General features: G+C 37.3%; 25 protein-coding genes and 1 other annotated feature. Of the genes, 21 read left to right on the top strand and 4 right to left on the bottom strand.

Annotation, left to right across the window (positions count from 1 at the left end; all coding sequences use genetic code 11):
• Positions 1–11 precede the first annotated feature (11 nt).
• From dtd to H9632_RS03285, 3 genes are all read left to right on the top strand, one after another.
• Positions 12–458, top strand: a complete 447-nt coding sequence (gene dtd, locus H9632_RS03295; protein ID WP_191702695.1) for a D-aminoacyl-tRNA deacylase — start codon at positions 12–14, stop codon at positions 456–458.
• 70 nt (positions 459–528) lie between these two features.
• On the top strand, positions 529–735 hold the full coding sequence (locus tag H9632_RS03290) for a YuzF family protein (RefSeq protein WP_225223674.1): 207 nt from the start codon (positions 529–531) through the stop codon (positions 733–735).
• 65 nt (positions 736–800) lie between these two features.
• Positions 801–1694: a manganese catalase family protein gene (locus H9632_RS03285; protein ID WP_191702694.1), complete on the top strand. Its 894-nt coding sequence runs from the start codon at positions 801–803 to the stop codon at positions 1692–1694.
• 70 nt (positions 1695–1764) lie between these two features.
• Here H9632_RS03285 and hisA read toward each other — a convergent pair whose 3' ends face one another.
• On the bottom strand, positions 1765–2526 hold the full coding sequence (hisA, locus tag H9632_RS03280; RefSeq protein WP_191702693.1) for a phosphoribosylformimino-5-aminoimidazole carboxamide ribotide isomerase: 762 nt from the start codon (positions 2524–2526) through the stop codon (positions 1765–1767).
• A 161-nt stretch (positions 2527–2687) separates the two neighbouring features.
• Here hisA and recD2 point away from each other — a divergent pair, with 161 nt between their 5' ends.
• The gene (gene recD2 / locus H9632_RS03275) at positions 2688–5183 is read left to right on the top strand and encodes an SF1B family DNA helicase RecD2 (protein ID WP_191702692.1); all 2496 of its coding nucleotides are present in this window, start codon (positions 2688–2690) and stop codon (positions 5181–5183) included.
• Positions 5184–5523: 340 nt separating this feature from the next.
• Complete coding sequence (locus tag H9632_RS03270; RefSeq protein ID WP_191702691.1) at positions 5524–6756, top strand: NupC/NupG family nucleoside CNT transporter; 1233 nt, start codon at positions 5524–5526, stop codon at positions 6754–6756.
• Between the two features lie 77 nt (positions 6757–6833).
• Here the strand turns inward: H9632_RS03270 and yeiL are convergent, their stop codons facing one another.
• Entirely contained in the window at positions 6834–7502 is a 669-nt protein-coding gene (gene yeiL / locus H9632_RS03265; RefSeq protein ID WP_191702690.1) for a transcriptional regulator YeiL, read from the bottom strand.
• Positions 7503–7607: 105 nt separating this feature from the next.
• Here yeiL and H9632_RS03260 point away from each other — a divergent pair, with 105 nt between their 5' ends.
• From H9632_RS03260 to mtnN, 14 genes are all read left to right on the top strand, one after another.
• Positions 7608–8756, top strand: coding sequence for an MFS transporter (locus H9632_RS03260; protein WP_191702689.1), 1149 nt, complete (start codon positions 7608–7610; stop codon positions 8754–8756).
• Between the two features lie 54 nt (positions 8757–8810).
• Positions 8811–9018: a binding site (T-box leader), on the top strand.
• Between the two features lie 66 nt (positions 9019–9084).
• Entirely contained in the window at positions 9085–11757 is a 2673-nt protein-coding gene (gene alaS / locus H9632_RS03255) for an alanine--tRNA ligase (protein ID WP_225223661.1), read from the top strand.
• A gap of 117 nt (positions 11758–11874) precedes the next feature.
• Positions 11875–12147: an IreB family regulatory phosphoprotein gene (locus tag H9632_RS03250; RefSeq protein ID WP_191700322.1), complete on the top strand. Its 273-nt coding sequence runs from the start codon at positions 11875–11877 to the stop codon at positions 12145–12147.
• Complete coding sequence (gene ruvX, locus H9632_RS03245) at positions 12144–12560, top strand: Holliday junction resolvase RuvX (RefSeq protein ID WP_191702688.1); 417 nt, start codon at positions 12144–12146, stop codon at positions 12558–12560. Before H9632_RS03250 ends, ruvX begins: the two co-directional genes overlap by 4 nt.
• A 152-nt stretch (positions 12561–12712) precedes the next feature.
• Entirely contained in the window at positions 12713–13003 is a 291-nt protein-coding gene (locus H9632_RS03240; protein ID WP_191700320.1) for a DUF1292 domain-containing protein, read from the top strand.
• A 69-nt stretch (positions 13004–13072) separates the two neighbouring features.
• Entirely contained in the window at positions 13073–13585 is a 513-nt protein-coding gene (locus H9632_RS03235; RefSeq protein WP_191702687.1) for a DUF1292 domain-containing protein, read from the top strand.
• Positions 13586–13809: 224 nt separating this feature from the next.
• Positions 13810–14901, top strand: a complete 1092-nt coding sequence (gene mltG / locus H9632_RS03230) for an endolytic transglycosylase MltG (RefSeq protein WP_191702918.1) — start codon at positions 13810–13812, stop codon at positions 14899–14901.
• A gap of 209 nt (positions 14902–15110) precedes the next feature.
• Positions 15111–15743 carry an O-methyltransferase gene (locus tag H9632_RS03225; RefSeq protein WP_191702686.1) on the top strand — a complete coding sequence of 211 codons (633 nt, stop codon included), beginning with the start codon at positions 15111–15113 and terminating at the stop codon, positions 15741–15743.
• Positions 15744–15748: 5 nt separating this feature from the next.
• Entirely contained in the window at positions 15749–16681 is a 933-nt protein-coding gene (locus H9632_RS03220; protein ID WP_191702685.1) for a peptidase U32 family protein, read from the top strand.
• Between the two features lie 15 nt (positions 16682–16696).
• Positions 16697–17974 (top strand): peptidase U32 family protein, encoded by a 1278-nt coding sequence (locus H9632_RS03215; protein WP_191702684.1) that lies wholly within the window; start codon positions 16697–16699, stop codon positions 17972–17974.
• Positions 17975–18610, top strand: a complete 636-nt coding sequence (gene udk, locus H9632_RS03210; protein WP_191702683.1) for a uridine kinase — start codon at positions 17975–17977, stop codon at positions 18608–18610.
• A 351-nt stretch (positions 18611–18961) separates the two neighbouring features.
• A complete protein-coding gene (greA, locus tag H9632_RS03205; RefSeq protein ID WP_191702682.1) occupies positions 18962–19447 on the top strand; it encodes a transcription elongation factor GreA in 486 nt (161 codons plus the stop codon).
• Positions 19448–19594: 147 nt separating this feature from the next.
• Positions 19595–20254, top strand: coding sequence for a YrrS family protein (locus H9632_RS03200; protein ID WP_191702681.1), 660 nt, complete (start codon positions 19595–19597; stop codon positions 20252–20254).
• 41 nt (positions 20255–20295) lie between these two features.
• On the top strand, positions 20296–20988 hold the full coding sequence (gene mtnN, locus H9632_RS03195; protein WP_191702680.1) for a 5'-methylthioadenosine/S-adenosylhomocysteine nucleosidase: 693 nt from the start codon (positions 20296–20298) through the stop codon (positions 20986–20988).
• 130 nt (positions 20989–21118) lie between these two features.
• Here mtnN and sigK read toward each other — a convergent pair whose 3' ends face one another.
• Together sigK and pssA are read right to left on the bottom strand one after the other, a co-directional pair.
• Positions 21119–21820, bottom strand: coding sequence for an RNA polymerase sporulation sigma factor SigK (sigK, locus tag H9632_RS03190; protein WP_191702679.1), 702 nt, complete (start codon positions 21818–21820; stop codon positions 21119–21121).
• An 83-nt stretch (positions 21821–21903) separates the two neighbouring features.
• On the bottom strand, positions 21904–22443 hold the full coding sequence (pssA, locus tag H9632_RS03185) for a CDP-diacylglycerol--serine O-phosphatidyltransferase (RefSeq protein WP_191702678.1): 540 nt from the start codon (positions 22441–22443) through the stop codon (positions 21904–21906).
• A gap of 157 nt (positions 22444–22600) precedes the next feature.
• Between pssA and H9632_RS03180 the strand changes: the two genes are divergently transcribed.
• Complete coding sequence (locus tag H9632_RS03180; protein ID WP_191702677.1) at positions 22601–23383, top strand: phosphatidylserine decarboxylase; 783 nt, start codon at positions 22601–22603, stop codon at positions 23381–23383.
• Positions 23384–23417: 34 nt separating this feature from the next.
• Positions 23418–23933 carry a YqeG family HAD IIIA-type phosphatase gene (locus tag H9632_RS03175; protein ID WP_191702676.1) on the top strand — a complete coding sequence of 172 codons (516 nt, stop codon included), beginning with the start codon at positions 23418–23420 and terminating at the stop codon, positions 23931–23933.
• Positions 23934–23968 lie beyond the last annotated feature (35 nt).

Raw genomic sequence — 23968 nt, 5'->3', positions numbered from 1 at the left:
GAGGTTATGTTATGCGAGTAATATTACAACGTTCAAAACAGGCTTCAGTAACAGTTGACGGAAAAAAAACTGGTGCCATTGATAAAGGCTATGTGCTGTTAGTTGGCATTACACATAGCGATACAGAAGAGGATGTCGCTTATGTGGCAAAGAAGATTGCGGATTTGCGAATTTGGGAAGATGATGAAGGAAAGATGAATCGCTCTATACTGGAAATGGGGGGCGACATCTTATCCGTTTCACAATTTACTTTATATGCTGATACACGTAAAGGGAAGCGACCGAGCTTTGTAGAAGCAGCTAGACCAGAGCAGGCTGAACCTTTATGGAATGCTTTTAATGAACAATTAAAAGCACATGGTTTACATGTTGAAACAGGGGTTTTCGGAGCTATGATGGATGTCTCACTTATTAATGACGGACCAATCACAATTACGATAGAATCGAAAGCTAAATAATCAATGAACGCATCACTCCTTGAAAGCATATTGTACAGTATGCATACAAAGGAGTGATTTTTTGGTTCAAATGAGTACTTTTCCAAATGCTTATTGGTTGGAAGCAATTCAAAACTATTTAGGGCAAATGGTGGCTGTACAACAAGATGGAAATCGCGTTCAACAAGGAGTTTTAGCGGCTATCTGTCCTGATTATATTGTGCTCGATGTTTGTCAAACACCGTTTTATATTCGTATTGACAAAATTGTATCGATTATGCCATTTCTAAAAAAATAATATGATTCTGGTCTACGCATCCTCAATTTGTCATAAGCTTACTATGACAATTAGGGGGTGCTTTATTGTTCCAACGCGTTAATCGTTTAGCTATTGATTTACCACAGGTTGAATATGGGGATGCAAATGCAGCAAGTGCGGTACAAGAATTGTTAGGTGGGAAATTCGGAGAAATGTCGACTCTGAACAACTATATGTATCAGTCATTCAACTTCCGTGGTAAGAAAAAATTAAAACCTTTTTATGACTTAGTGGCGAGTATTACAGCAGAAGAATTTGGACATGTAGAACTCGTAGCCACTACGATTAATTTATTAAGCAAGGATACAACGTTTTCCGGAAACCCGAATCTTGCACCGATGATGAACGCTAAAAATATGCGCAATACGCAAAGTTTCATTGCATCTGCACAAACATCTTTACCTGTCGATTCGATGGGGAAACCATGGAACGGGGAATATGTGTTTTCTAGTGGAAATTTAGTGCTTGATTTACTGCACAATTTCTTTTTGGAATGTGGGGCGCGGACTCATAAAATGCGTGTGTATGAAATGACAGATCATCCGACAGCACGTGAAATGATTGGCTATTTATTAGTGCGAGGTGGTACACATGTTGTTGCTTATGCGAAAGCAATTGAGATGGCGACAGGATTGGATGTAACAAAGATGCTCCCGATACCTAGCCTTGATAATCATGTATTTGATCACGCGCGGAAGTATGAAGATCGCGGATACGGAAATGTACTGTTTACGTGGAATTATGTAGGGGATTATCAGGATATAAACAAAATTTGGAAAGGAACACATCCATGGACAAATGCTCCCCTCATTGTAGAGGAAGGAATGCCAAAGGGTGCAAAAATGCCTGATTTAGATGAATTGCCGGAAGAATTTGCGCCTGGTATTGGTCCTGAAGAATTCCAAATGATTGCAAAACGTCTGATGGCGAATATATAAAGTAACAAGGCTGCTAAAGAAATTACTCTTTAGCAGCTTTAATTTTGCTGAAGGCTGTTATAAGTTTTGTTTAAACAATGCCTTCACAGTAATTCACAACCGTTTGAAAATCTAAGTCCCCACCAAAAATGGACAGTGCACTACCGATTGTTACATGTAATTTACCCTTTGAAATGGCTTCAAACTTTTTCAGGTCATCAAGCGAACGAACGCCTCCAGCATACGTTGTTGGAATCGTTGTCCATTCAGCCAAATCACGTACTAAATCCGCCTGCATGCCTCCACGCTTACCTTCAACATCAACTGCATGAATAAGCAGCTCATCGCAATATGCTTCAATTTCTTTTATCGATTGAGCATTTACTTCAAAATCACTGAATTTTGTCCATTTATCAGTCACTACAAACCATTTATCATCTCGCTTGCGGCAGCTTAAATCAATGACAAGATGTTCTTTACCGATTTTTTCAACTAATTGTTCCAATCGATTTAAATCAAGCAATCCATCATGGAAAATATATGAAGTGACAATGACATGTGTTGCCCCGGAATCGATATACTTTTGCGCATTATCTGCAGTAATGCCGCCACCAATTTGTAGTCCATTTGGATATGCGTGTAATGCACGAATGGCTGCTTCTTCATTCCCAGGACCAAGCATGATAACATGTCCACCAGTTAAATTGTTTTGCTGAAATAATGAAGCGTAATAGGAGGCATCCTGATCGGATGTAAAATTTTCAATGACTTCTTTATTCTCATATCCAAGCGTACTTCCGACAATTTGTTTAACTTTCCCGTCATGTAAATCAATACAAGGTCTAAAGTTCATATTTTTCACTACTTTCTCTTGAAATCTATTCCTATCATAACATTTTACTATACTAAATTAATAGAAAAATCAGACGTAACAGTTCATGCACTATATAGTAAGACAGAGCGCTGTGTGTATGATAAAATGAGCATACAATTATTAGAAAGTGTGGCATGAAAATGGCGGAAAATCTAAATTTGTTTGACATAAATAAGTTATTTATTTTAGGTCGACCTATTGTAACAATTTTTCATAATGCAACGAATATGTACTCCATTGTTCGTGTCAAAATACAAGAAACAAATCTTCAGTATGATGAAAAAGAAATTATTGTCGTAGGCTATTTTCCAAAGTTAGTAGACGATGAACTATATCGATTCACCGGACAAATGAAAAGTCATCCAAAATACGGGATGCAATTTCAGATTGAAACATTTGAAAAAGAAGTACCAACAACAGAGCAAGGGATTGTCCATTATTTATCCAGTGACTTATTTTCAGGAGTAGGGAGAAAAACAGCAGAAACAATTGTTGAGAAGTTGGGGATGGATGCGTTAACGAAAATTTTAGAAGATCCATCTGCACTTGATGCGGTTCCTCGTTTATCTGCTGAAAAGAAGTTACATATTCGTCAAACAATCGAAGAAAATCTAGGGTTAGAGAGGGTAATGGTTCGTCTCAATGAGTGGGGATTTGGACCACAGCTCGGTATGAAGATATACCAGGCATATCGTGAAGAAACCTTAAGTTTATTAACAGAAAATCCTTACCGCCTTATTGAAGAAGTAGAAGGAATTGGATTTATTCGTGCCGATGAACTTGGTGCCAAGCTAGGGATAACCGGAAATCATCCGGACCGTATAAAAGCGGCCATTTTCCATGTACTGACTAATGCAGCATTATCAGAAGGTCATGTCTATTTGGATGCGGAAATGGTACTTCCAATGGTTAAAGAAATGCTTGAGCAAAGCCAGCGTATCGAAATTCCATATGAAGCGATCTCAAAAGCAGCGATTGATATGCGAGAGGATTCAAAAATATGCGGCGAAGAAACGCGTATGTATTTACCTTCTTTGTATTTTAGTGAAGTCGGCATTGCCAGCAAGATAAATGAGCTTAAAGAAAAAAATAAAGTAGCTGAGAATTTTTCACGTGATGAAATTCGTAAAGCAATTGGTGATATTGAAGAACAGTACGATGTGACATATGCACCTACGCAAGCATTAGCTATTGAAACGGCTCTAAACTCTGCTGTTATGATTTTAACAGGTGGTCCGGGTACCGGGAAAACGACTGTTGTGCGTGGTCTAGTCGAAGTTTATGCAGAACTTCACGGATTATCATTAAATCCAAAAACTTATGCTGAAAAAGAAGAGCCGTTTCCTATTGTCCTGGCAGCACCAACTGGCCGGGCAGCGAAAAGGTTAGCCGAATCAACAGGTTTACCAGCAATGACAATTCACCGATTATTAGGTTTTAATGGTCAGGAAAAGGATGAGGAAACTGAGCGTGAAGTTGTAGGTCGCCTCATTATTATCGATGAGATGTCAATGGTAGATACATGGCTTGCCCATCAGCTGCTTAAAGCGCTTCATGAAGATGTGCAGGTCGTATTTGTAGGGGATCAGGACCAGTTGCCGCCTGTAGGTCCTGGACAAGTTTTAAAAGATCTGCTTGCATCTAAACAAATTCCAACAGTAGAATTAACTGATATTTACCGTCAGGCAGAAGGTTCTACAATTATTGAAATGGCCCATCAGATTAAGAAGGGGACTGTTCCAGAAACATTAACTGCTAAAACAACGGACCGCTCGTTCATTCAGGCCGGAACTGCACAAGTGACAAGTGTTGTTACACAAATTGTGAAAGGTGCTCTTGCTAAAGGGCAAGCAATTCGTGATATTCAAGTACTTGCTCCAATGTATAAAGGTCCGGCTGGAATTGATAGCTTGAACAAAGAAATACAACAGCTTGTCAATCCGAATGACGGAACACGAAAGGAAATCGTTTTTGGAGATACGATATACCGAATCGGGGATAAAGTACTCCAGCTTGTCAATCAGCCAGATAATAATGTATTTAACGGTGACATGGGTGAAGTGATTTCCATTATTCGAGCAAAGGAAACAGTGGAAAAGCAGGATTTGCTGATTGTTAGTTATGATGGGATTGAAGTGACATATCAACGTGCAGATTTAAATCAAATTACTTTGGCATATTGCTGTTCCATTCATAAATCCCAGGGCTCGGAATTTCAAACGGTAATTATGCCGGTAGTTCGCAGCTATTCTAAAATGCTACGTAGAAATTTACTGTATACGGGAATAACACGTGCAAAAAACTTTTTAATTTTATGTGGCGAGCCTGATGTATTAGCGAGTGGCTTAGCCAAAAATGATGATTTAACACGACTGACAACATTAAAGGCACGACTTAATCCTGAAATTGTAGCAACCGAGGTAGTAAATGAAATACCGAAAAAAGAAGAAAATGCAGTTGAATTCAATGACAAAAAACAATCAAAAACATCTACTGAACAGTTAGGCCTTCTAAATACTACATCTTCACATAAAATCGGAGAATCATTACCGAATCATTTAACGGTAGAAACTGCACCATATATTCACCCATTAATTGGCATGAATGACATTTCCCCATATGACTTTAATGAATAATAAAACCAGCTATTTTTTTCGTTATGAATAAAAATAGCTGGTTTTTTATTGTATAAAAAGTTACTGATTTCAAGATTTTTATTTGAAAATTAGGATAGTTTATCATCAATAAAATAGGGAAATGTTTTTAAAATAATAATAAAAAATTATGGGAAGTGCATAATATCTTGAGAACATTTATCAAAAAAATATAAATGTCAGAAGTTTTTAAAGAAACTATTAATTAATAATATGAATTTGATTATGTTAGTATAATAAAAACTTATATGACGTCCGAAGTTGAATGTCAAATAATGTAAAATGAAAAGGTTTTCAAAATTAAAGAAGAAGGTGCGCAAACATGGATTTCGTTTGGGGAATCATAGGTATTGTTGGAATTGTAGCGATTGCTATAGCGTTATCAAATAACCGTAAAGCAATTCAGTGGAGAATTATTATATCAGGCTTAGTTGTACAACTAATCTTCGCTTTTATCGTTTTAAAGTGGTCATATGGCCGTGAGAAGTTAATGGAACTTTCTGGAGGTGTGCAAAAGTTAATCAGTTATGCAAATGAAGGGATTTCCTTCGTTTTTGGCGGATTAGCAGATGCCGATAATGTAGGTTTTGTATTTGCGATGAGTGTATTGACGATTATTATTTTCTTCTCTTCTCTAATCTCTGTTCTTTACTACTTAGGGATTATGCAATTCATTATTAAAATTATTGGTGGCTTTTTATCAAAAGTATTAGGTACAACAAAGGCAGAATCAGTGAATGCTGCTGCAAACATTTTCGTTGGTCAAACAGAAGCGCCACTTGTTATTCGTCCGTTTTTAAATAAAATGACAAAATCTCAAATGTTCGCTGTTATGACTGGTGGACTTGCATCTGTTTCTGGTTCAGTATTAATCGGCTATTCTTTATTAGGTGTTCCTCTTGAATACTTATTGGCGGCAAGTTTCATGGCTGCTCCTGCTGGTTTGGTTATGGCAAAGTTAATGATTCCTGAAACAGAAGAAATTGATGAAGCAGATTTCAAATTAGAACGTAATTCTGAAGCTACAAACGTTATTGATGCTGCTGCTGTTGGTGCATCTGACGGTTTAAAATTAGCAGTAAACGTTGGTGCAATGTTACTAAGTTTCATCGCATTAATCGCATTGCTGAATGGTATTTTAGGTGGCGTAACTGGCTGGATAGGTAACTATACAGGATGGACAGCCTTAGATAACGTAACCCTTGAAGGGATTTTAGGGTATGTATTTGCTCCGTTGGCATTTTTAATTGGTGTACCATGGGATGAAGCGGTTCGCGCTGGTTCGTTTATTGGTCAAAAACTAATTTTAAACGAATTCGTAGCCTATTCTAACTTCGGTCCTATGATTGGTGAGTTTACGGATAAGACAGCGATTATTATTTCATTTGCCCTATGCGGGTTTGCTAACTTAAGCTCAATGGGTATTTTAATCGGTGGTCTTGGTGGTATGGCTCCTGAAAAACGCAGCATGATTGCAAAACTTGCCGTTAAGGCAGTTGCTGCAGGTACGTTAGCATCACTACTATCAGCTGCTATTGCAGGTATGTTTATTTAAACTTTTTTATTTTGTTCAAAATATAAGAAATTATTTTATAGGAGACTGTGCTAAAAATTACTTTTAGCACAGTCTTTTTAATACGTAATTTCGCTAGCGAGTTTTTCTAATGCTTGTCGATTTGTTAGTACATATCCCCGATCTTTCTTCGTTAAGTATTCTTCTTCGCAAAAATGTGCAAGAACAAATAATAAGTGTCGGTATGATACCCCTAAATATTCGCATACCTCTGTATGTTTTTCTTTATAGAATTGTTGATCAGACGATAGTAAAATGAATGATGCGAGTCTATTTTCTAAAGGATAAGCCTGGTTTTGTGTATATTTGGCTGTCGCATTCATTGTCTTTTGACTTAAAAAAAGACAGAGCATTTTTAAAAATACCGGATCAGCTAATAATTTTTCCTTTACTTCACGTATTGAGATTGCAAAACAAATGGATGTTGTAACGGTCTGGATGCCTTTTGAATAGCGCTCCGCATTTAATAACTCCATTTCTCCCATAAAAGTAGGAGATGTTATAAAATCAATAAGAGAAATTTTTCCGTTTTTATGTGTAACATATAATTTCGCTTTTCCTTCAATCATGTAATATAAATAATCAGGAAATGAATGCTCATGGAAAATATACTCTCCTTTATCAAATTCATATACTTGGATAAAGGGAGTAATATCAAATGAAAAATATTGAGAAATAGGGTAATGCTCAATATAATGTTTACTTTCTTCTAGTGATAACTTTCTCAAATTATAAAGCAACTCCTTAATAGAAAATATGAGATATCTCACATTATTGTACAAATTGTCGTGCTATTATTCAACATTATAAGAATGGAAGAAGGCTGTATTATTATGAACAATCAGCGTTGGCTGGCAAAGAATTTTTTTATGTTCTTTATTACATGGGGTATTTTTTTACCTTATTGGACAGGCTGGCTTATTAATGACAAAGGTTTAACCGTTTCAGATGCGAGTATTATAATGGGGTTTGGTTTAGTTGCACGAGCAATATCAACAATCCTAATTTTCCCGTATGTATCAAAAATAATGAGTAATAAAAATGTACTCGTATTCTTCACAGTAGCGTCTTTAGTAACCGCAATACTCTATGTACCGATCGATTCTTTTATAGGCTTATTCATCATGACGATGCTTTTTAGTGCATTGTATCCGGCATTATTACCAGCAGTGGAAAGCAGCGCAGCGACATTAATGCAACACGGGGGAATTCATTATGGAAAAGCACGTTCACTTGGCTCATTCGGATACGTAGTTGCTGTGTTAATTATTAGTATGATTACGGGAATGTACGGCGAGCAAATGATTTTATGGGCAATGATTTTCGGTTTAACAGCATTATTAGCAATTCAATTAATGCCTGCCCCTGATGTATTGAGTTTAGCTCCTGCAAAGGAAACAGGAAAATCATTATCGATGAAAGGGCTTTTCGATGTAAAAAGTTTCATCGTCGTATTATTTGTAGTTATTCTACTTCAAGGAGCACATGCATCTTACTATAATTATGGATATATATATTTACAGGAGTTAAATGTAAATCCGTTTTATATTGGAATGATTTTGAATGTAGCAGTGTTATTTGAGATTATATATTTTTTAAAGGCAGATACGTTTTTAACGAAATGGAAGCCGTCTTCGTTAATGTTACTGGCGGCAATTGGCTCTACTGTTCGCTGGATTTTAATATATGCTTTTCCGAATATGCCAATGTTTATTGTGTCACAGGCACTTCATGCCCTGTCATTTGCAATGGCGCATTACGCATTCATTCGCTATATTTCTCAAGCTTTACCGAAAGAACAAATTCCTAATGCACAGGGGATTTATTCTGCGCTTGCAATGAGTTTAAGTGCAGCCATCTTAACTCTTTTAGGAGGAGCTCTGTATGAAATCGAGCCTAGTTTGGCATTTTTAGGAATGGTTATTTGTACAGTACCAGCCATTGTTTTGATCTTATTAACGAAAAATCGTTTTAATTATTAAGGATTGCGGATTGACAGCACGAAATCAATTTTTTATAATGAAGAACATATATATATGAAAACGATGATGGAACAAGTACGTATTGGACTTCGTGAGCAGAAAGAGATTTCTAGGCTGAAAAAATCTCCGCGAAAATTACGGAAAGCTACTCCAGAGTGCAGCTAATACCTGCCGTATGCTTACGTTAAAAGCACTTGAGATATAATGCTTATTGCATTATAAATTAGGGTGGTACCACGAGATAATAGTCTTCGTCCCTTTACCGGGATGAAGGCTTTTTTTGTGCCCAATTCATCGTACTTCAAAAACATTATAGGAGGAAATAATTATGACTACAAAAACAATGACAGGTTCTGAAATTCGTCGTCTATATCTTGATTTCTTTAAAGAAAAAGGGCATCACATTGAACCATCAGCACCATTAGTACCAATCAATGACCCATCACTTTTATGGATTAACTCAGGAGTTGCAACATTAAAGCCATATTTTGATGGACGTATTATACCGGACAATCCACGTATTACAAATGCACAAAAATCGATTCGTACAAACGATATTGAAAACGTAGGGAAAACTGCGCGTCACCATACTTTCTTTGAAATGCTGGGGAATTTCTCAATCGGGGATTACTTTAAAAAAGAATCCATTCATTATGCTTGGGAATTTTTAACGGATGAAAAATGGATGGGCTTTGACCCGGAAAAATTATCAGTAACGATTCATCCTGAAGACCAAGAAGCGTATGACGTATGGCATAACGAAATTGGAATTCCTAAAGAGCGTTTAATCCGTTTAGAGGGGAATTTCTGGGATATCGGAGAAGGTCCTTCTGGTCCGAACTCAGAAATTTTTTATGACCGCGGAGAAGAGTATGGTTTTGGTGCACCACCAGAAGAAATGTATACAGGTGGGGAGAATGAGCGATATTTAGAAGTGTGGAATTTAGTGTTTTCTCAATTCAATCACAATCCTGACGGGACATATACACCACTACCGAAGCAAAATATTGATACAGGTATGGGTCTTGAGCGTATCGTTTCTGTCGTACAAAATGTACCAACAAACTTTGATACGGACCTTTTCATGCCGATTATCGAAAAAACAGAAAGCTTTGCTAACCGTTCATACAAACGTCCACATGAAGTAAATTTAAAAGAGATTTTCGGTTCAGCAGAAGATATTAACACACCATTTAAAGTAATTGCGGACCATATTCGTACAGTAGCATTTGCAATAGGTGACGGAGCATTGCCATCAAACGAAGGACGAGGCTATGTTTTACGTCGTTTATTACGCCGAGCAGTTCGTTATGCGAAAAAAATCGGTATTGAAAAGCCATTTATGTTTGAATTAGTTCCGACTGTTGGGGAGATTATGCAAGATTTCTATCCACAAGTAAAAGAAAAGGAAGCATTTATTCAACGTGTTATTAAAAACGAAGAAGTTCGCTTCCATGAAACACTTGATGGAGGACTGGCAATCTTTAACGAAGTAGTGGAGAGCCAAAAAGCAAAAGGTGAAACAGTTATTCCTGGCGCGGATGCATTCCGTCTTTACGATACATTCGGTTTCCCAATCGAATTAACGGAAGAATATGCAGAAGAAGTTGGTATGACAGTAGATCATGATGGTTTTGAAGCTTCTATGGAACAACAACGTAATCGAGCTCGTAACGCGCGTGCAGATGTGGATTCTATGCAAGTGCAAAACGAAGTACTTTCAAACTTAAAACAGCAATCAACATTTATTTATGATGCATTTGAAACTTCAGCAAAAATTGCTGCAATTGTTGTAAATGGTCAAGAAACGACAACGGCTAATGAAGGAGAAGAAGCATTAATTATTCTTTCTGAAACACCATTCTATGCTGAAATGGGTGGTCAAATTGCCGATACTGGTGTCATTGAAGCAGACGGATTTACAGCAATTGTTAAAGATGTTCAAAAGGCGCCAAATGGTCAACCGTTACACACTGTTGTAGTGGAATCAGGTGAAATGAATGTTGGGGATGAGGCTACTGCGAAAGTAGATGAATCAAAACGTAAATTAATCCTTAAAAACCATACAGCAACACACTTAATGCACCGTGCCTTAAAGGATGTATTAGGTGACCATGTAGCACAGGCAGGCTCTTACGTTGGACCCGACCGTTTACGTTTCGACTTCTCTCACTTCGGTGCAGCAACGAAAGAGGAGCTTGCACAAGTAGAGCGTGCAGTAAATGAAAAAATTTGGGAAGATATCGAAGTCGTGATTCAGGAGATGGATATCGATTCTGCAAAAGCAATGGGCGCAATGGCTTTATTCGGTGAAAAATATGGTGATGTTGTACGCGTAGTAGCTGTTTCGGATTATTCGATTGAGCTATGCGGTGGATTGCATGTAAGCCGTTCTTCAGAAATTGGCATTTTCAAAATTGTTTCAGAAGGCGGTATCGGTGCAGGCACTCGTCGTATCGAAGCTGTAACTGGTAAAGCAGCATATGAAGCTATTAAAGAAGAAGAAGCAATTTTAAATGAAGCATCTGCTCTTTTAAAAGCAAATCCAAAAGATGTAGCAACACGCGTAGCAGGTCTACAGGCAGACTATAAACAATTACAACGTGAAAATGAATCATTATCACAAAAAATTGCAAATGCACAAGCAGGCGCAGTATTGGATGCAGCACAAAAAATAGGTGATGTAACGGTACTTGCAACAAAAGTGGATGCAAAAGATAATAATCAATTACGTCAAATGATGGATGATTTAAAAGAAAAAATGCAGGCAGCTGTTATTGTACTAGGTGCAGTAGATGGCGATAAAGTAATGCTATGCGCAGGTGTAACGAAAGATATCGTAGGTGGTAACTACCATGCAGGTAACATTGTAAAGGATGTTGCTGAAGCATGTGGCGGTAAAGGCGGCGGCCGTCCTGATATGGCTATGGCTGGTGCTAAAGATGCTTCAAAACTAGAAGAAGCGTTAAATGGAGTCTATGAAAAAGTAAAATCTTTCTAAACATCTAAAATTTACTACTAGCATATTTGAAGTGCTTGCGGGAATAAGTTATAATGATAAAAATGGAGATGGGCTTCTATGCTCCATCTCTTTATTGCTGAAAGCGAGGTGCTGGTCTTGAGTTCTTTCGATAAAACGATGAAATTTAGTTTTCCAGAGGAATCTATGGAACAAGAAGTAAAGCAAGTGATGCTGAAGGTGTATACGGCTTTAGAGGAAAAAGGGTATAATCCAACAAACCAAATTGTAGGGTATTTATTATCTGGTGACCCGGCATACATCCCTCGCCACCAGGACGCACGTAATTTAATCCGCAAGCTGGAGCGCGATGAAATTTTAGAGGAGCTCGTAAAGTTTTATATTAGAAGGAATGCTGAGGCGGAAAAATGAAGATTATGGGTTTAGACGTCGGCACGAAAACAGTCGGCGTTGCAATTAGTGATGCGTTCGGTTGGACAGCGCAAGGTATCGAAACAATAAAAATTGATGAAGCAGCAGGCGAGTTTGGGATTAAACGTATTAACGAGCTTGTAAAGGCACACAATGTTACTGAATTCGTTGTGGGCTATCCAAAGAACATGAATAATACTATCGGTCCGCGTGGGGAAGCTTCTGAAAACTATAAAAAGTTATTGGAAGATACTTTCGGTTTCCCTGTCAAACTGTGGGATGAGCGTATGACGACCATGGCTGCTGAGCGCATGCTTATTGAAGCGGATGTTAGCCGAAAAAAACGTAAGCAAGTGATTGATAAAATGGCTGCGGTCATGATTTTACAAGGTTATTTAGACAGTAAAAACTAAACGCCGCTTTGTTTCAAACAAGGCGGTTAGTTTTATCCTTTCTAACAATGTTGCTTAAACTAGGGCTTATTTGTATTTATATGCACTAGCTTTATGTATAATATACGAAGCAACAACCGGCAATACTTAAATTTAATGAAGAGGTGACTTTCATGTCAGAACAACAAAACAATATTACTGTAGTCGATGAAAACGGCAATGAACAACTTTGCGAAATTTTACACACTTTTGATTCTGAAGAATTCGGTAAATCATACGTATTATATTCTTTAGTAGGAGCAGAAGAAGATGAAGATGGAGCAGTAGAAATCTTTGCTTCTGCATTCGTTCCTGCTGAAAATGGTGAAGATGGTGAATTAACGCCTATCGAAACTGAAGCGGAATGGGATTTAATTGAAGAAGTATTAAACCAAATTGAAGACGAATTAGGCGAAGAAGAATAATTCATTCGATACCATAAAAACAGAGTGGGTGATGAGCCTTCTCTGTTTTATTATTTAGGAGGAAAAGGAATGGAAGATAATATTTTTATTTTACAAACAGAAGATGGCGGGGAGCAACAATGCCGCGTCGTATTCACTTTTGATTCAGATGAACATTCATATGTACTGTTTACGCTAGTTGGTGATGAAGAGGCTGGTATTTCAGCGTTGCGTTATGTTCTGGATACAAATGGCGAGATGGGAAGCTTCTCTGATATTGAAACAGATGAAGAGTGGGCGATGGTAGAGGAAGTAATGAATACTTTAATGGCTGAATTTGGTGCAGATCAAACAAATTACTTCACAATTACGAATGACGACGATGAAGAAATTATGTGTCAAATATTACACCGATTCGAAAATGACGGGAAAAATTATTTATTTTACGCTACTTTAGAAGACGGTGAGCCACAACTGGAAGAAGTATTTGCTTCTGCCTACATCCCAGGTGAGAATGGTGAAGTAGATGACTTATTGCAGATTGAAACCGATGCCGAGTGGGAAATGGTCGAGCAAGTTTTAAACTCACTATCACAAAATTAGTCCCAAACCTAACTGACGTTATTCGTTAGTTAGGTTTTTTTATATTGTTAATAAATTTATCAAATATACTTTTAAATAGAACATTTTATTCTATATAACGTCGCTAATAAAATACAAATCATGTAACATTCATTGTTCATTATTGTATCGCAAGTGAAATTTATGTATCATATGAAAGAGAAAAAGGGGGGGCTCCCGTGCTAGATGAAAATTCAAAAAAAGAAATGTTCAATAAGATGAATGAGCGTAAAGGAGAAGTTAAAACTGTGCGAAAAATTGTAGGAATCATCGCACTTGCCGTTCTCATCATTATCGCCATTGCAGGATTCTCTGGCTATAATTATGTATCATCCGCATTAGAACCAATGGATCCGGAATCAAATAAGCAAATTGAAGTTGAAATTCCTATGGGTTCGGGAATTACTTTGATTTCAAGCATTCTTGAAGAAAAGGGAATCATTAAAGATGCAAGGATTTTTAAATATTATACAAAATTTAAAAATGAATCTGCATTCCAAGCGGGTGACTATTCTTTAACACAATCGATGACCCTGGACGAAATTATTGAAAGTTTAAAAACGGGCAGAGTGTATCGTGAACCAGTATTTACAATGACAGTTCCAGAAGGATTGACACTTGAGCAAGTAGCTGGTGTCATACAGAAAAATACACCTCATAAAGCAGAAGATTTCTTGAAAAAAGTAACGGACAAAACTTATGTGGAGCAGTTAATGACTGAATATCCAGATTTATTAACAGAGAATATTTTAAATGAAAATATTCGCCATGCATTGGAAGGTTATTTATATCCTGCAACATATCCGTTTTATGAAGAAAATCCATCGATTGAAGAGATTGTAAAGACAATGCTCACTTCGATGAACACAATTGTTTCGGAATATACACCGATTTTGGTAGAACGTGAAATGACAGTGCACGAATTATTGACTTTTGCTTCATTACTTGAAGAAGAGGCAACAGCGCAAACTGACCGTGAAACAATAGCTAGTGTATTTTACAACCGTATGGATATTGATATGCCATTACAAACCGATCCGACTGTTTTATATGCTTTAGGCTCACATAAGGATCGCGTGTTGTATGAAGATTTAGAAGTAGACAACCCATATAATACGTATCAGAATGTAGGATTGCCTCCTGGACCGATAGCAGGAGCGGGGAAAACGTCGATAGAAGCGGCTTTAAATCCTTCACAAACCGATTATTTATACTTCCTGGCTGATAAAGAAGGTACGAATCACTTCGCAAAATCATATGATGAGCATTTGGCAAACATTGAGAAATATTTGCGATAATTAGAAGGAAAGGAATCGGATAGCTTTTAAAATCCGTCTAAAGATGAATTTTAGTAAAGATTATTCGCATTCCTTTTCTTTTCATGCTATTATAAGTTGTGATTTTTTGTCCTTATATAACAATTTTGTAGGCGCAAACATCTTCGTTTCGTCTTTTTTCTTATGGATATAAGATATGCGTAAACAACCAGGTAAAGGGAGAATGAAGAATGGAATTATCAGACGCTTATATTGCTTCCTTCATTTCTGAGCGTGATGAGTTATTAGTAGAAATGGAAAACTTCGCAAAACAACATCATGTCCCAATTATGCAGCTTGCCGGAATTGAATCATTGAATCAATTATTGCGTATTCAAAAACCGAAAGCTATTTTGGAAATTGGTACGGCCATTGGCTATTCTGCACTGCGAATGGCAAAAGCATTACCCGATTGTCAGATTGTGACAATTGAACGGGATGAATCACGCGTTCAATATGCTAAAGAGTTTATTGCAAGGTCAGAGGCGGCAAACAGTATACAAATAATTGAGGGCGATGCGTTAGAGGTAGAAATGGAAAAGCTTCCAACTACTTTTGATGCTGTTTTTATTGATGCGGCAAAAGGTCAGTACATGAAGTTTTTCGAAAAATACTCTCCACTTGTTCCATCGGGTGGGGTATTATATATCGATAATATGTACATGCATGGGCTTTCAAATTTAGATATAAAAGAAGTGCCTAGAAGAAAAAGAACAATGATTCGTAATTTAAAAACATTCTCAGATTGGATTATGTCGCACCCGGATTATACGAGCGCTTTTTTCCCAGTCGGTGATGGATTGTTAATTTGTTTGAAGAGGTGATTAGAGTGAATAAACCAGAATTATTACTTACTCCCCAATCCGTTGAGCATGTGGCTGCATTACTTGATGCAGGAGCAGATGCTTTCGTTATTGGTGAACAGAAATTTGGTCTGCGATTGGCTGGAGAATTTACAGTAGCACAAGTGGAAGAAGCTACGAAATTAATCCATGCTGCAGATAAAAAAGTGTATGTAGCTGTCAATGCTTTATTTCATAATGACCGTTTAGATGCACTGGATGAATATTTAAAAGAAATGCAACGTATTGGTGTTGATGCACTTATCTTTGGTGATCCGGCCGTTATCGTAGCAGTGCGTGAATTAGGAATTACTATTCCATTGCATTGGAATCCTGAAACGACAGCAACAAATTACTTCCAAGTGAATTATTGGGGTGATCGCGGTAGTAAACGTGCTGTACTTGCCCGTGAGCTTTCTGTTGATGAGGTCATTGAAATCAAAGAAAACACAAAACATGAAATTGAAGTGCAAGTACATGGGATGACATGTATGTTCCAGTCAAAGCGTTCACTATTGGGTAATTATTTCCTATACCGTGATGAAGCGATGCAAATCGAAAATCGTAAAGAAAATAAAAATATGTTTTTACATGATAAAGAACGTAAAAATAAATACCCGATTTACGAAGATTTAAACGGTACGCACATTTTCTCACCAAATGATATGTGTATTATCGAAGAACTGAATGAATTATTTGAAGCGGGAATAGACTCATTGAAAATTGATGGTGTTCTCCATTCATTTGATTATGTTGTGACAGTGACAAATCTTTACCGTCAAGCTATTGATACGTACTTTGAACAAGGCGAAGATGCATATGACGAAATCAAATCATCGCTCTTTGAACAAGTGGAAGCAATTCAGCCAGCGTTACGCCCACTGGATACTGGCTTCATTTACAAGGAAACAGTTTACTAGGAAGGAGAACGCAACATGCTACAGTTAATTCAAAACGAAAAAATCCGTGAAACAATTAACGGAAAAACAGTTATTACAAAAAAGCCTGAGTTACTTGCACCGGCAGGAAGCTTGGAAAAATTAAAAGTAGCCGTACATTACGGCGCAGATGCCGTATTTATCGGTGGCCAGGAATTCGGTTTACGTTCAAATGCGGGTAACTTCACGATCGAGGAAATGAAGGAAGGCGTTGAATTCGCCAACAAATACGGCGCGGTTATTTATGTAACGACGAATATCTTTGCCCATAATGAAAATATGGACGGGCTTGAAGAATATTTACAAGCAATCGAGGGAGCCGGCGTTAAAGGGATTATCGTTGCGGATCCACTTATTATCGAAACGTGTAAAAAGGCAGCGCCAAGTTTAGAAATCCACTTATCGACACAGCAATCTTTATCGAACTGGAAAGCAGTAAAGTACTGGAAAGATGAAGGTTTAGAACGAGTAGTTTTGGCACGTGAAGTAGGCGGGGAAGAAATGCGCAAAATGAAAGAGGAGGTAGACATTGAAATCGAGGCATTCGTGCACGGTGCAATGTGTATTGCCTATTCAGGACGCTGTACACTTTCCAACCATATGACGGCACGTGACTCGAACCGAGGCGGTTGCTGTCAATCATGTCGTTGGGATTATGATTTATATGAAAACAATGACGGTGAAGAAGTGGCATTATTTAACGAAGGTGAAGCACCTTTCGCAATGAGTCCAAAAGATTTGAAGTTAATTGAATCTATTCCTCATATGATTGAATTGGGCATTGATTCGTTAAAAGTGGAAGGCCGTATGAAATCTATTCACTATGTAGCCACTGTAGTTTCTGTATACCGCAAAGTGATCGATGCCTACTGTGCTGACCCGGAAAATTTCAAGTTTGAAAAAGAGTGGCTAGAAGAGCTAGCACGCTGTGCAAACCGTGCAACAGCTTCATCATTCTTTGAAGGTGAACCAAGCTATAAACAGCAAATGTTCGGCTTCCATTCACATAAAATGAAATGGGACTTCGCAGGATTTGTAATGGATTATGATGCTGAAACACAAATGGTTACGCTGGAACAACGAAACTATTTCAAATCGGGAGATACGGTTGAATTTTTCGGTCCAAATATGGAAACATTCAAAATGACAGTTGGTCAGATATGGGATGAAGACGGCAATGAGCTTGATGTTGCCCGACACCCACTGCAAATTGTAAAATTTAAAGTAGATCGCTCATTATCACACTTTGATATGATGCGAAAGGAGAATAACTAAATGTCAAAGCGACCAGTTGTCATCGGGATCGCAGGTGGCTCATGCTCAGGTAAAACGAGTGTAACACGTGCAATATATGATGTTTTTAAAGATCGTTCGGTAGTTGTAATCGAACAGGATTATTACTATAAAGACCAAAGTCATATGACGTTTGAAGAGCGTCTAAAAACAAACTATGATCACCCTCTTGCGTTTGATAATCAGTTATTAATCCAACATATTAATGAGCTATTGTCTTATCAGCCGGTAGAAAAGCCGGTGTATGACTATGTTCAACATACACGCTCGGCCGATGTAATACATGTAGAGCCAAGAGATGTTATAATAGTCGAAGGAATTCTAGTATTAGAAGACGAAAGCTTACGCGATTTAATGGATATTAAATTATTCGTTGATACGGATTCGGACTTACGTATTATCCGTCGTATTCAGCGTGATATTAAAGAGCGTGGCCGTACAGCTGATTCTGTTATTGAACAATACTTAACAGCAGTTCGTCCGATGCATAATCTGTTTATCGAGCCGACAAAGCGATATGCCGATGTTATCATTCCAGAAGGCGGAGATAACAACGTTGCTATAGACTTAATGGTTACGAAAATAAAAACAATTCTTGAAACTGAGGCAAACTTGTAATATGATGATGTAGTATTTACAATATTTACATTTTACTTTATACAACTCTCATATTTTTAATTGGTGGATGTAAAAAGTTAGTACCTGGCAATGTCACAGATTTTTTAGAGAGTTATTCGAGTGTATTTGAATAAAATCTGGGCGTAATTTATGCCGAAAATTTGTTGATAGATAAATAAGTATTCATGAAATTCGGCTGCTAGTATTTGCAGTGTAAATCTCTTCTAAAAGAAGTAATTTACACATACTGTAAACTAGTAGTCGGGTTTTCTGTTATTTATGAACGCTAATACAGAAGAGAAAAACGTAGAAAAGTAAACGTTTTCAAGTTATTACTAAGGAGTGGGAATAATGTCAAACGAAAAGCAATATCCAATGACACTTGAAGGAAAGCAAAAATTAGAAGATGAACTAAACACGCTTAAAACGGTAAAGCGTCCGGAAGTTGTGGAGCGTATAAAAACTGCTCGAAGCTTTGGTGACTTATCGGAAAACTCGGAATATGATTCAGCAAAAGAAGAGCAAGGATTTGTGGAAGGGCGAATTTCGCTAATTGAGCAAATGCTTCGTAACTCAGTAATCATTACAGAAGATGATTCATCAAATACTATTTCATTAGGGAAAACTGTTACATTCGATGAGTTAATTAACGGGAAACGTGCTAATTTTGAAGAGTCATACACTATTGTTGGTTCTGCAGAAGCTGATCCGATGGAAGGTAAAATTTCAAATGATTCACCAATTGCAAAAGCCTTAATGGGAAAACATGTTGATGATGTGGTTAAATTAACTACACCAGGCGGAGATATGGAAGTTGTTATTTTAGAAGTAAAATAATTTCTTAGCAGTTAGCATTGAAATCGCTAGCTGCTTTTCTTTTGTTGCAAGAAATATAAGTAATTCGAAATGATGTTCTTTCGTGTGTTTTTAGTGCACAATCTGTTTTTCTAATGCTAAAATAATGATGCATAGGAGGAGATTGAAATGGAACGTAAACGGCGATTTCAAACACGACAACAGTATGCGGAACAAAAAATAAAACAAACGAAGTTTCAGAAAGCGGATAAAAGCCTAAACTACCTAATCGCAATTGTTGCTGTATTAATTGTCGCGACATTGATTTTTATTATTTCTCGAGAGCCAGCATCTAATGAAGCCCAGCAAGAGGAACCACCAGCTAATCTAGCTGCAGGTGAATCAGAAGCGACAGAAGATGAACAAACAGCAGAAGAAGGGCAAGATGTTAAAGAAGAGGGCGAAGATGCATCCAATGAAGCGGATCCATTACCTGAAGAAACAGAGGATACAGTAAGCCCTTCAGATACCGCGGCCGTTCAAAAAGTAATTACAAATTCGAATTGGCCTGTCTATCCGACCGCACAAACAGGTGAACATGTGTCGACATTCGAAAAAGGGCATATTGACTATGAGGAAAAGCTAAAAGCGATCTTCAGTGTCATTGAATTGGAACAGGAAAACAGCATAGTAGTACGTGTAAATAATAACGGAAATGCAAAAAGTGCAATTGCTGTTGTGACATCAATGGATAAGGAACAAAAGTATCGGGTAAGTATTGAATGGATTGACAATGAAGGATGGAAACCTATTCAAGTTGAAGTGCTAAACACTCTTGAAGGTGTTTAACGATATAATTCAAGAAATAGTTTTATTGGAGGAATTAACAAATGAAGATTGCAGTAATTGGCGCAATGGAGCAGGAAGTAGAATTATTACGAGGTGCTCTACAAAATACGAATACAGAAACAATTGCAAACAGTGAATACACAACAGGTACATACGAGGGTAAGGAAGTTATCCTGTTGAAAAGCGGTATCGGAAAAGTAAATGCAGCTATGTCAACAACGATTTTATTGGAGAAATTTAACCCAACAGTTGTAATTAATACAGGTTCGGCAGGTGGTTTTGATGCCGCTTTAAATGTGGGGGATATTGTCATTTCAGATGAAGTGCGCCATCATGATGTAGATGTAACTGCATTCGGTTATGAAATTGGTCAAATGGCCGGGATGCCTGCATGCTATAACTCAGATGAAAAATTGATGGAAGTTGCTAAAGAGGCTGTAAAAGAAGTTGGGGAACATAACTACAGTGTGGGACTCATCTGTTCAGGAGATGTATTTATGAGCAATCCTGAGCGTGTTGAGGCGGTTCGAAAAGATTTCCCAACAATGAAAGCAGTGGAGATGGAAGCAGCTGCAGTAGCGCAAGTTTGCCATCAGTTCAACACACCATTTGTTGTCATTCGTGCATTATCCGACATTGCTGGACAAGAATCCGGCATGTCATTTGATGAGTTTTTACCGGTAGCAGCAAAGCACTCGACAGAAGTCGTGTTAAATGCCATTACAAAACTTTAAGTAGTTAAACGTAACGGCAAGAATAATTCAATTTACACTGCCTAATCGCTGATAAAGGATTAGGCAGTTTTTTAGCAATAAAAATTAAATTAATGCTCTTCGGGTATCCGAAAAATTTGTAAAAAAGAACTTATTCTTTCTCACTATGTTTAAACTGCTGGTAAAGCTTAATTAGCGCACGTTTTTCAATGCGGGATACATAGCTGCGGGAAATATTGAGACGTTTTGCTATTTCTTTTTGAGTATGTGGGTCAAAGTTTTGTAAACCATAGCGATAAGAGATTATTTCAAGTTCACGAGGGTCTAACGTATCTAAATAACGATACAGCTGTGCGAAATCTTCCCGTAATTCAATTTTTTCAATGGTCGAAGGTTCATCCAACTGTAGTAGATCCCGTATTTGCAGTGACTGTCCATCTTTGTCTACTCCGATTGGTTCAAATAATGATACGTCTTTTTGTACTTTTTTCTGAGCACGTAAATGCATTAAAATTTCATTTTCAATACAACGTGCTGCATAAGTAGCGAGGCGGGTCTTTTTTTCAGGAGTAAAGCTGCTTACTGCCTTCATAAGACCAATTGTTCCAATTGAAATATAATCGTCCAGTAAGTCATGAGGGGGATGGAACTTCTTTACGACATGGGCAACTAATCGCATATTACGTTCAATCAGTTCAACTCGTGCCGTTTCATCGCCATTTATAAAACGATTAATGACTTCTTCTTCTTCCTCACGTGATAAAGGTTTGTAAAACGTTTGACCTTTTAAATAGCCCAATAGTGCGGGAAGCTCAAGCCAAAGTTGAAGCAATGCTGTCACAAAACCGCTCAAGCAATATACATCCTTTCGTCTTTTCGACAGTATATGATAAATTTTGCGGAGAAATGAAAAAAGTGTAAGAGCTGAATTTGCTCTTACACCTTCTTTAATGTAAATGTACTTACCATCAGTAGTGCTAATACGGGGAAAAGAATCATGTAAAATGTGTTAGACAATGAATTTGTAAAGAAATAAGAGAACGTGAGCAATGTACCGGCTGCTGTAATTGGCAAACCAACGAAATATCCAGTCGAATCCATTACATTAAATCGTGCTAACCTTAATGCACCAGCAGCAATAAATAGTACAGGCATCATCATACCGGTAATACCTGCATCCATTAACGCCATTTCATACATTAACAGGGCTGGGGCGACACCGAAAGAAATAATATCAGCCATGGAATCAAGTTGTTTTCCTAATTCGGATTCCTGATTAAATTTGCGGGCAACTTTCCCGTCATAACGATCTAAAAAAGCAGCAATAAAAATTAATAAAACACTATAGCTATAGTATTCATTTAAGGTTGCCATAATTGCGGCGCCACCAAATGACATATTTGTAATTGTAATAATATTTGCAGCATTGGCTTTAATTTTTTTTAATGTTGAATCCACTTTTTGAAGTAAAAACATTGGTAAAACACTCCCTTGCGCTTCGGCTATTCTCTATTATACTTCTTCCTTAGAAAAAAAGGTAATAGTTTAATTCTGCATAATACCTTTCCTTGAGCGCCTATACATTATATAATTTATCTTTATTCCATATTTATTATAAATGGGAGGACATAGAATGAAGGAAAAATTATACCGCAATTTGATAGAACTATCAAACGGTAAGCTCTCTTCGAAAGTTTTACAACATGTTGCTCAATCACGTATGAGTAAAAATTTTATTCGTAGTTATAGTCAAATATACGGAATTAATATACAAGAAGTTTCAAAATCACCAAAAGATTTTACAAGTTTACATGATTTTTTTGTCCGTGAGCTAAAAGGTGAAGTGCGTCCTGTAGATATACGTTCAAATATATTTGCGAGTCCTGTGGATGCGAAATTGGAAGCGTTTGGCGATATTAAGGATGGTATGATGTTTACAGTTAAAAATAAACCGTATTCATTAGTGGATTTATTGGGAAATGAAGAGCAGGCTAACAGATATAGCAATGGCAAGTATATTGTCTTTTATTTAAGCCCTGCTGATTATCATCGTATTCATAGTCCGGTTGATGGTGTCATTACGCGTCAATACATTTTGGGTAAGAAATCCTACCCAGTAAACCAAATGGGTCTACAATATGGAAAAAAACCGATTAGTCATAATTATCGTATGATTAGCGAAATTAACTATGAAAAAGATTTTTGTACTGCCTTTATTAAAGTAGGTGCAACATTTGTTAATTCTATTCAACTTACAAACAAATCAACGCAATGGAAAAAAGGGGAAGAAGTCGGCTATTTTTCTTTCGGATCGACTGTTGTTATGCTATTTGAACAGAATGCTATTGAATTTACTGAGAATGTAACGAATGGTGCGAAGATAAAAATGGGAGAAGCATTTGCTACTATGTTATAATGATTAAATAAATTTTGAGTTAGGGGTAACGGCTTTGTACAACTTTTTATTACCAGATGAATTTGTTCGTAGTGTATTTGAAATTACACCAGAAAAATTAAACGAATTAGGCATTAAAGGTATTATTACGGATTTGGATAATACCCTAGTGGAATGGGATCGTGCGGATGCAACAGATGAACTTGTACAATGGTTTGAAATGATGCGTGAATCAGGCATCAAAATTATTATTGCATCAAATAATAATGAAGCACGCGTACGTCAATTTGCAGAACCTCATGGTATTCCGTTTATTTTTAGGGCGAAAAAACCGTTAGGTGCGGCTTATTATGCGGCGCTTGTACAGTTACGTCTACGTCGCCATGAAGTAGCTATGTTGGGAGACCAATTATTGACGGATGTAATGGGTGCGAAGCGTCAAAAGCTGTATACATTTTTAGTGCGCCCCGTAGCAGATTCCGACGGACTTGTTACAAAATTTAACCGTTTTGTAGAACGTCGTGTTTACAATGATTTAAGAAGAAAAGGAAAGTATCCTTGGGAAGACTAATAAGTAGCCCAAGTTGTATAGTTGTGCAATACCAG

It is taken from the genome of Solibacillus merdavium, assembly GCF_014836935.1.
GTDB classification, from domain to species: domain Bacteria; phylum Bacillota; class Bacilli; order Bacillales_A; family Planococcaceae; genus Solibacillus; species Solibacillus ferritrahens.
This window is presented reverse-complemented; position numbering and strand designations above follow the sequence as displayed.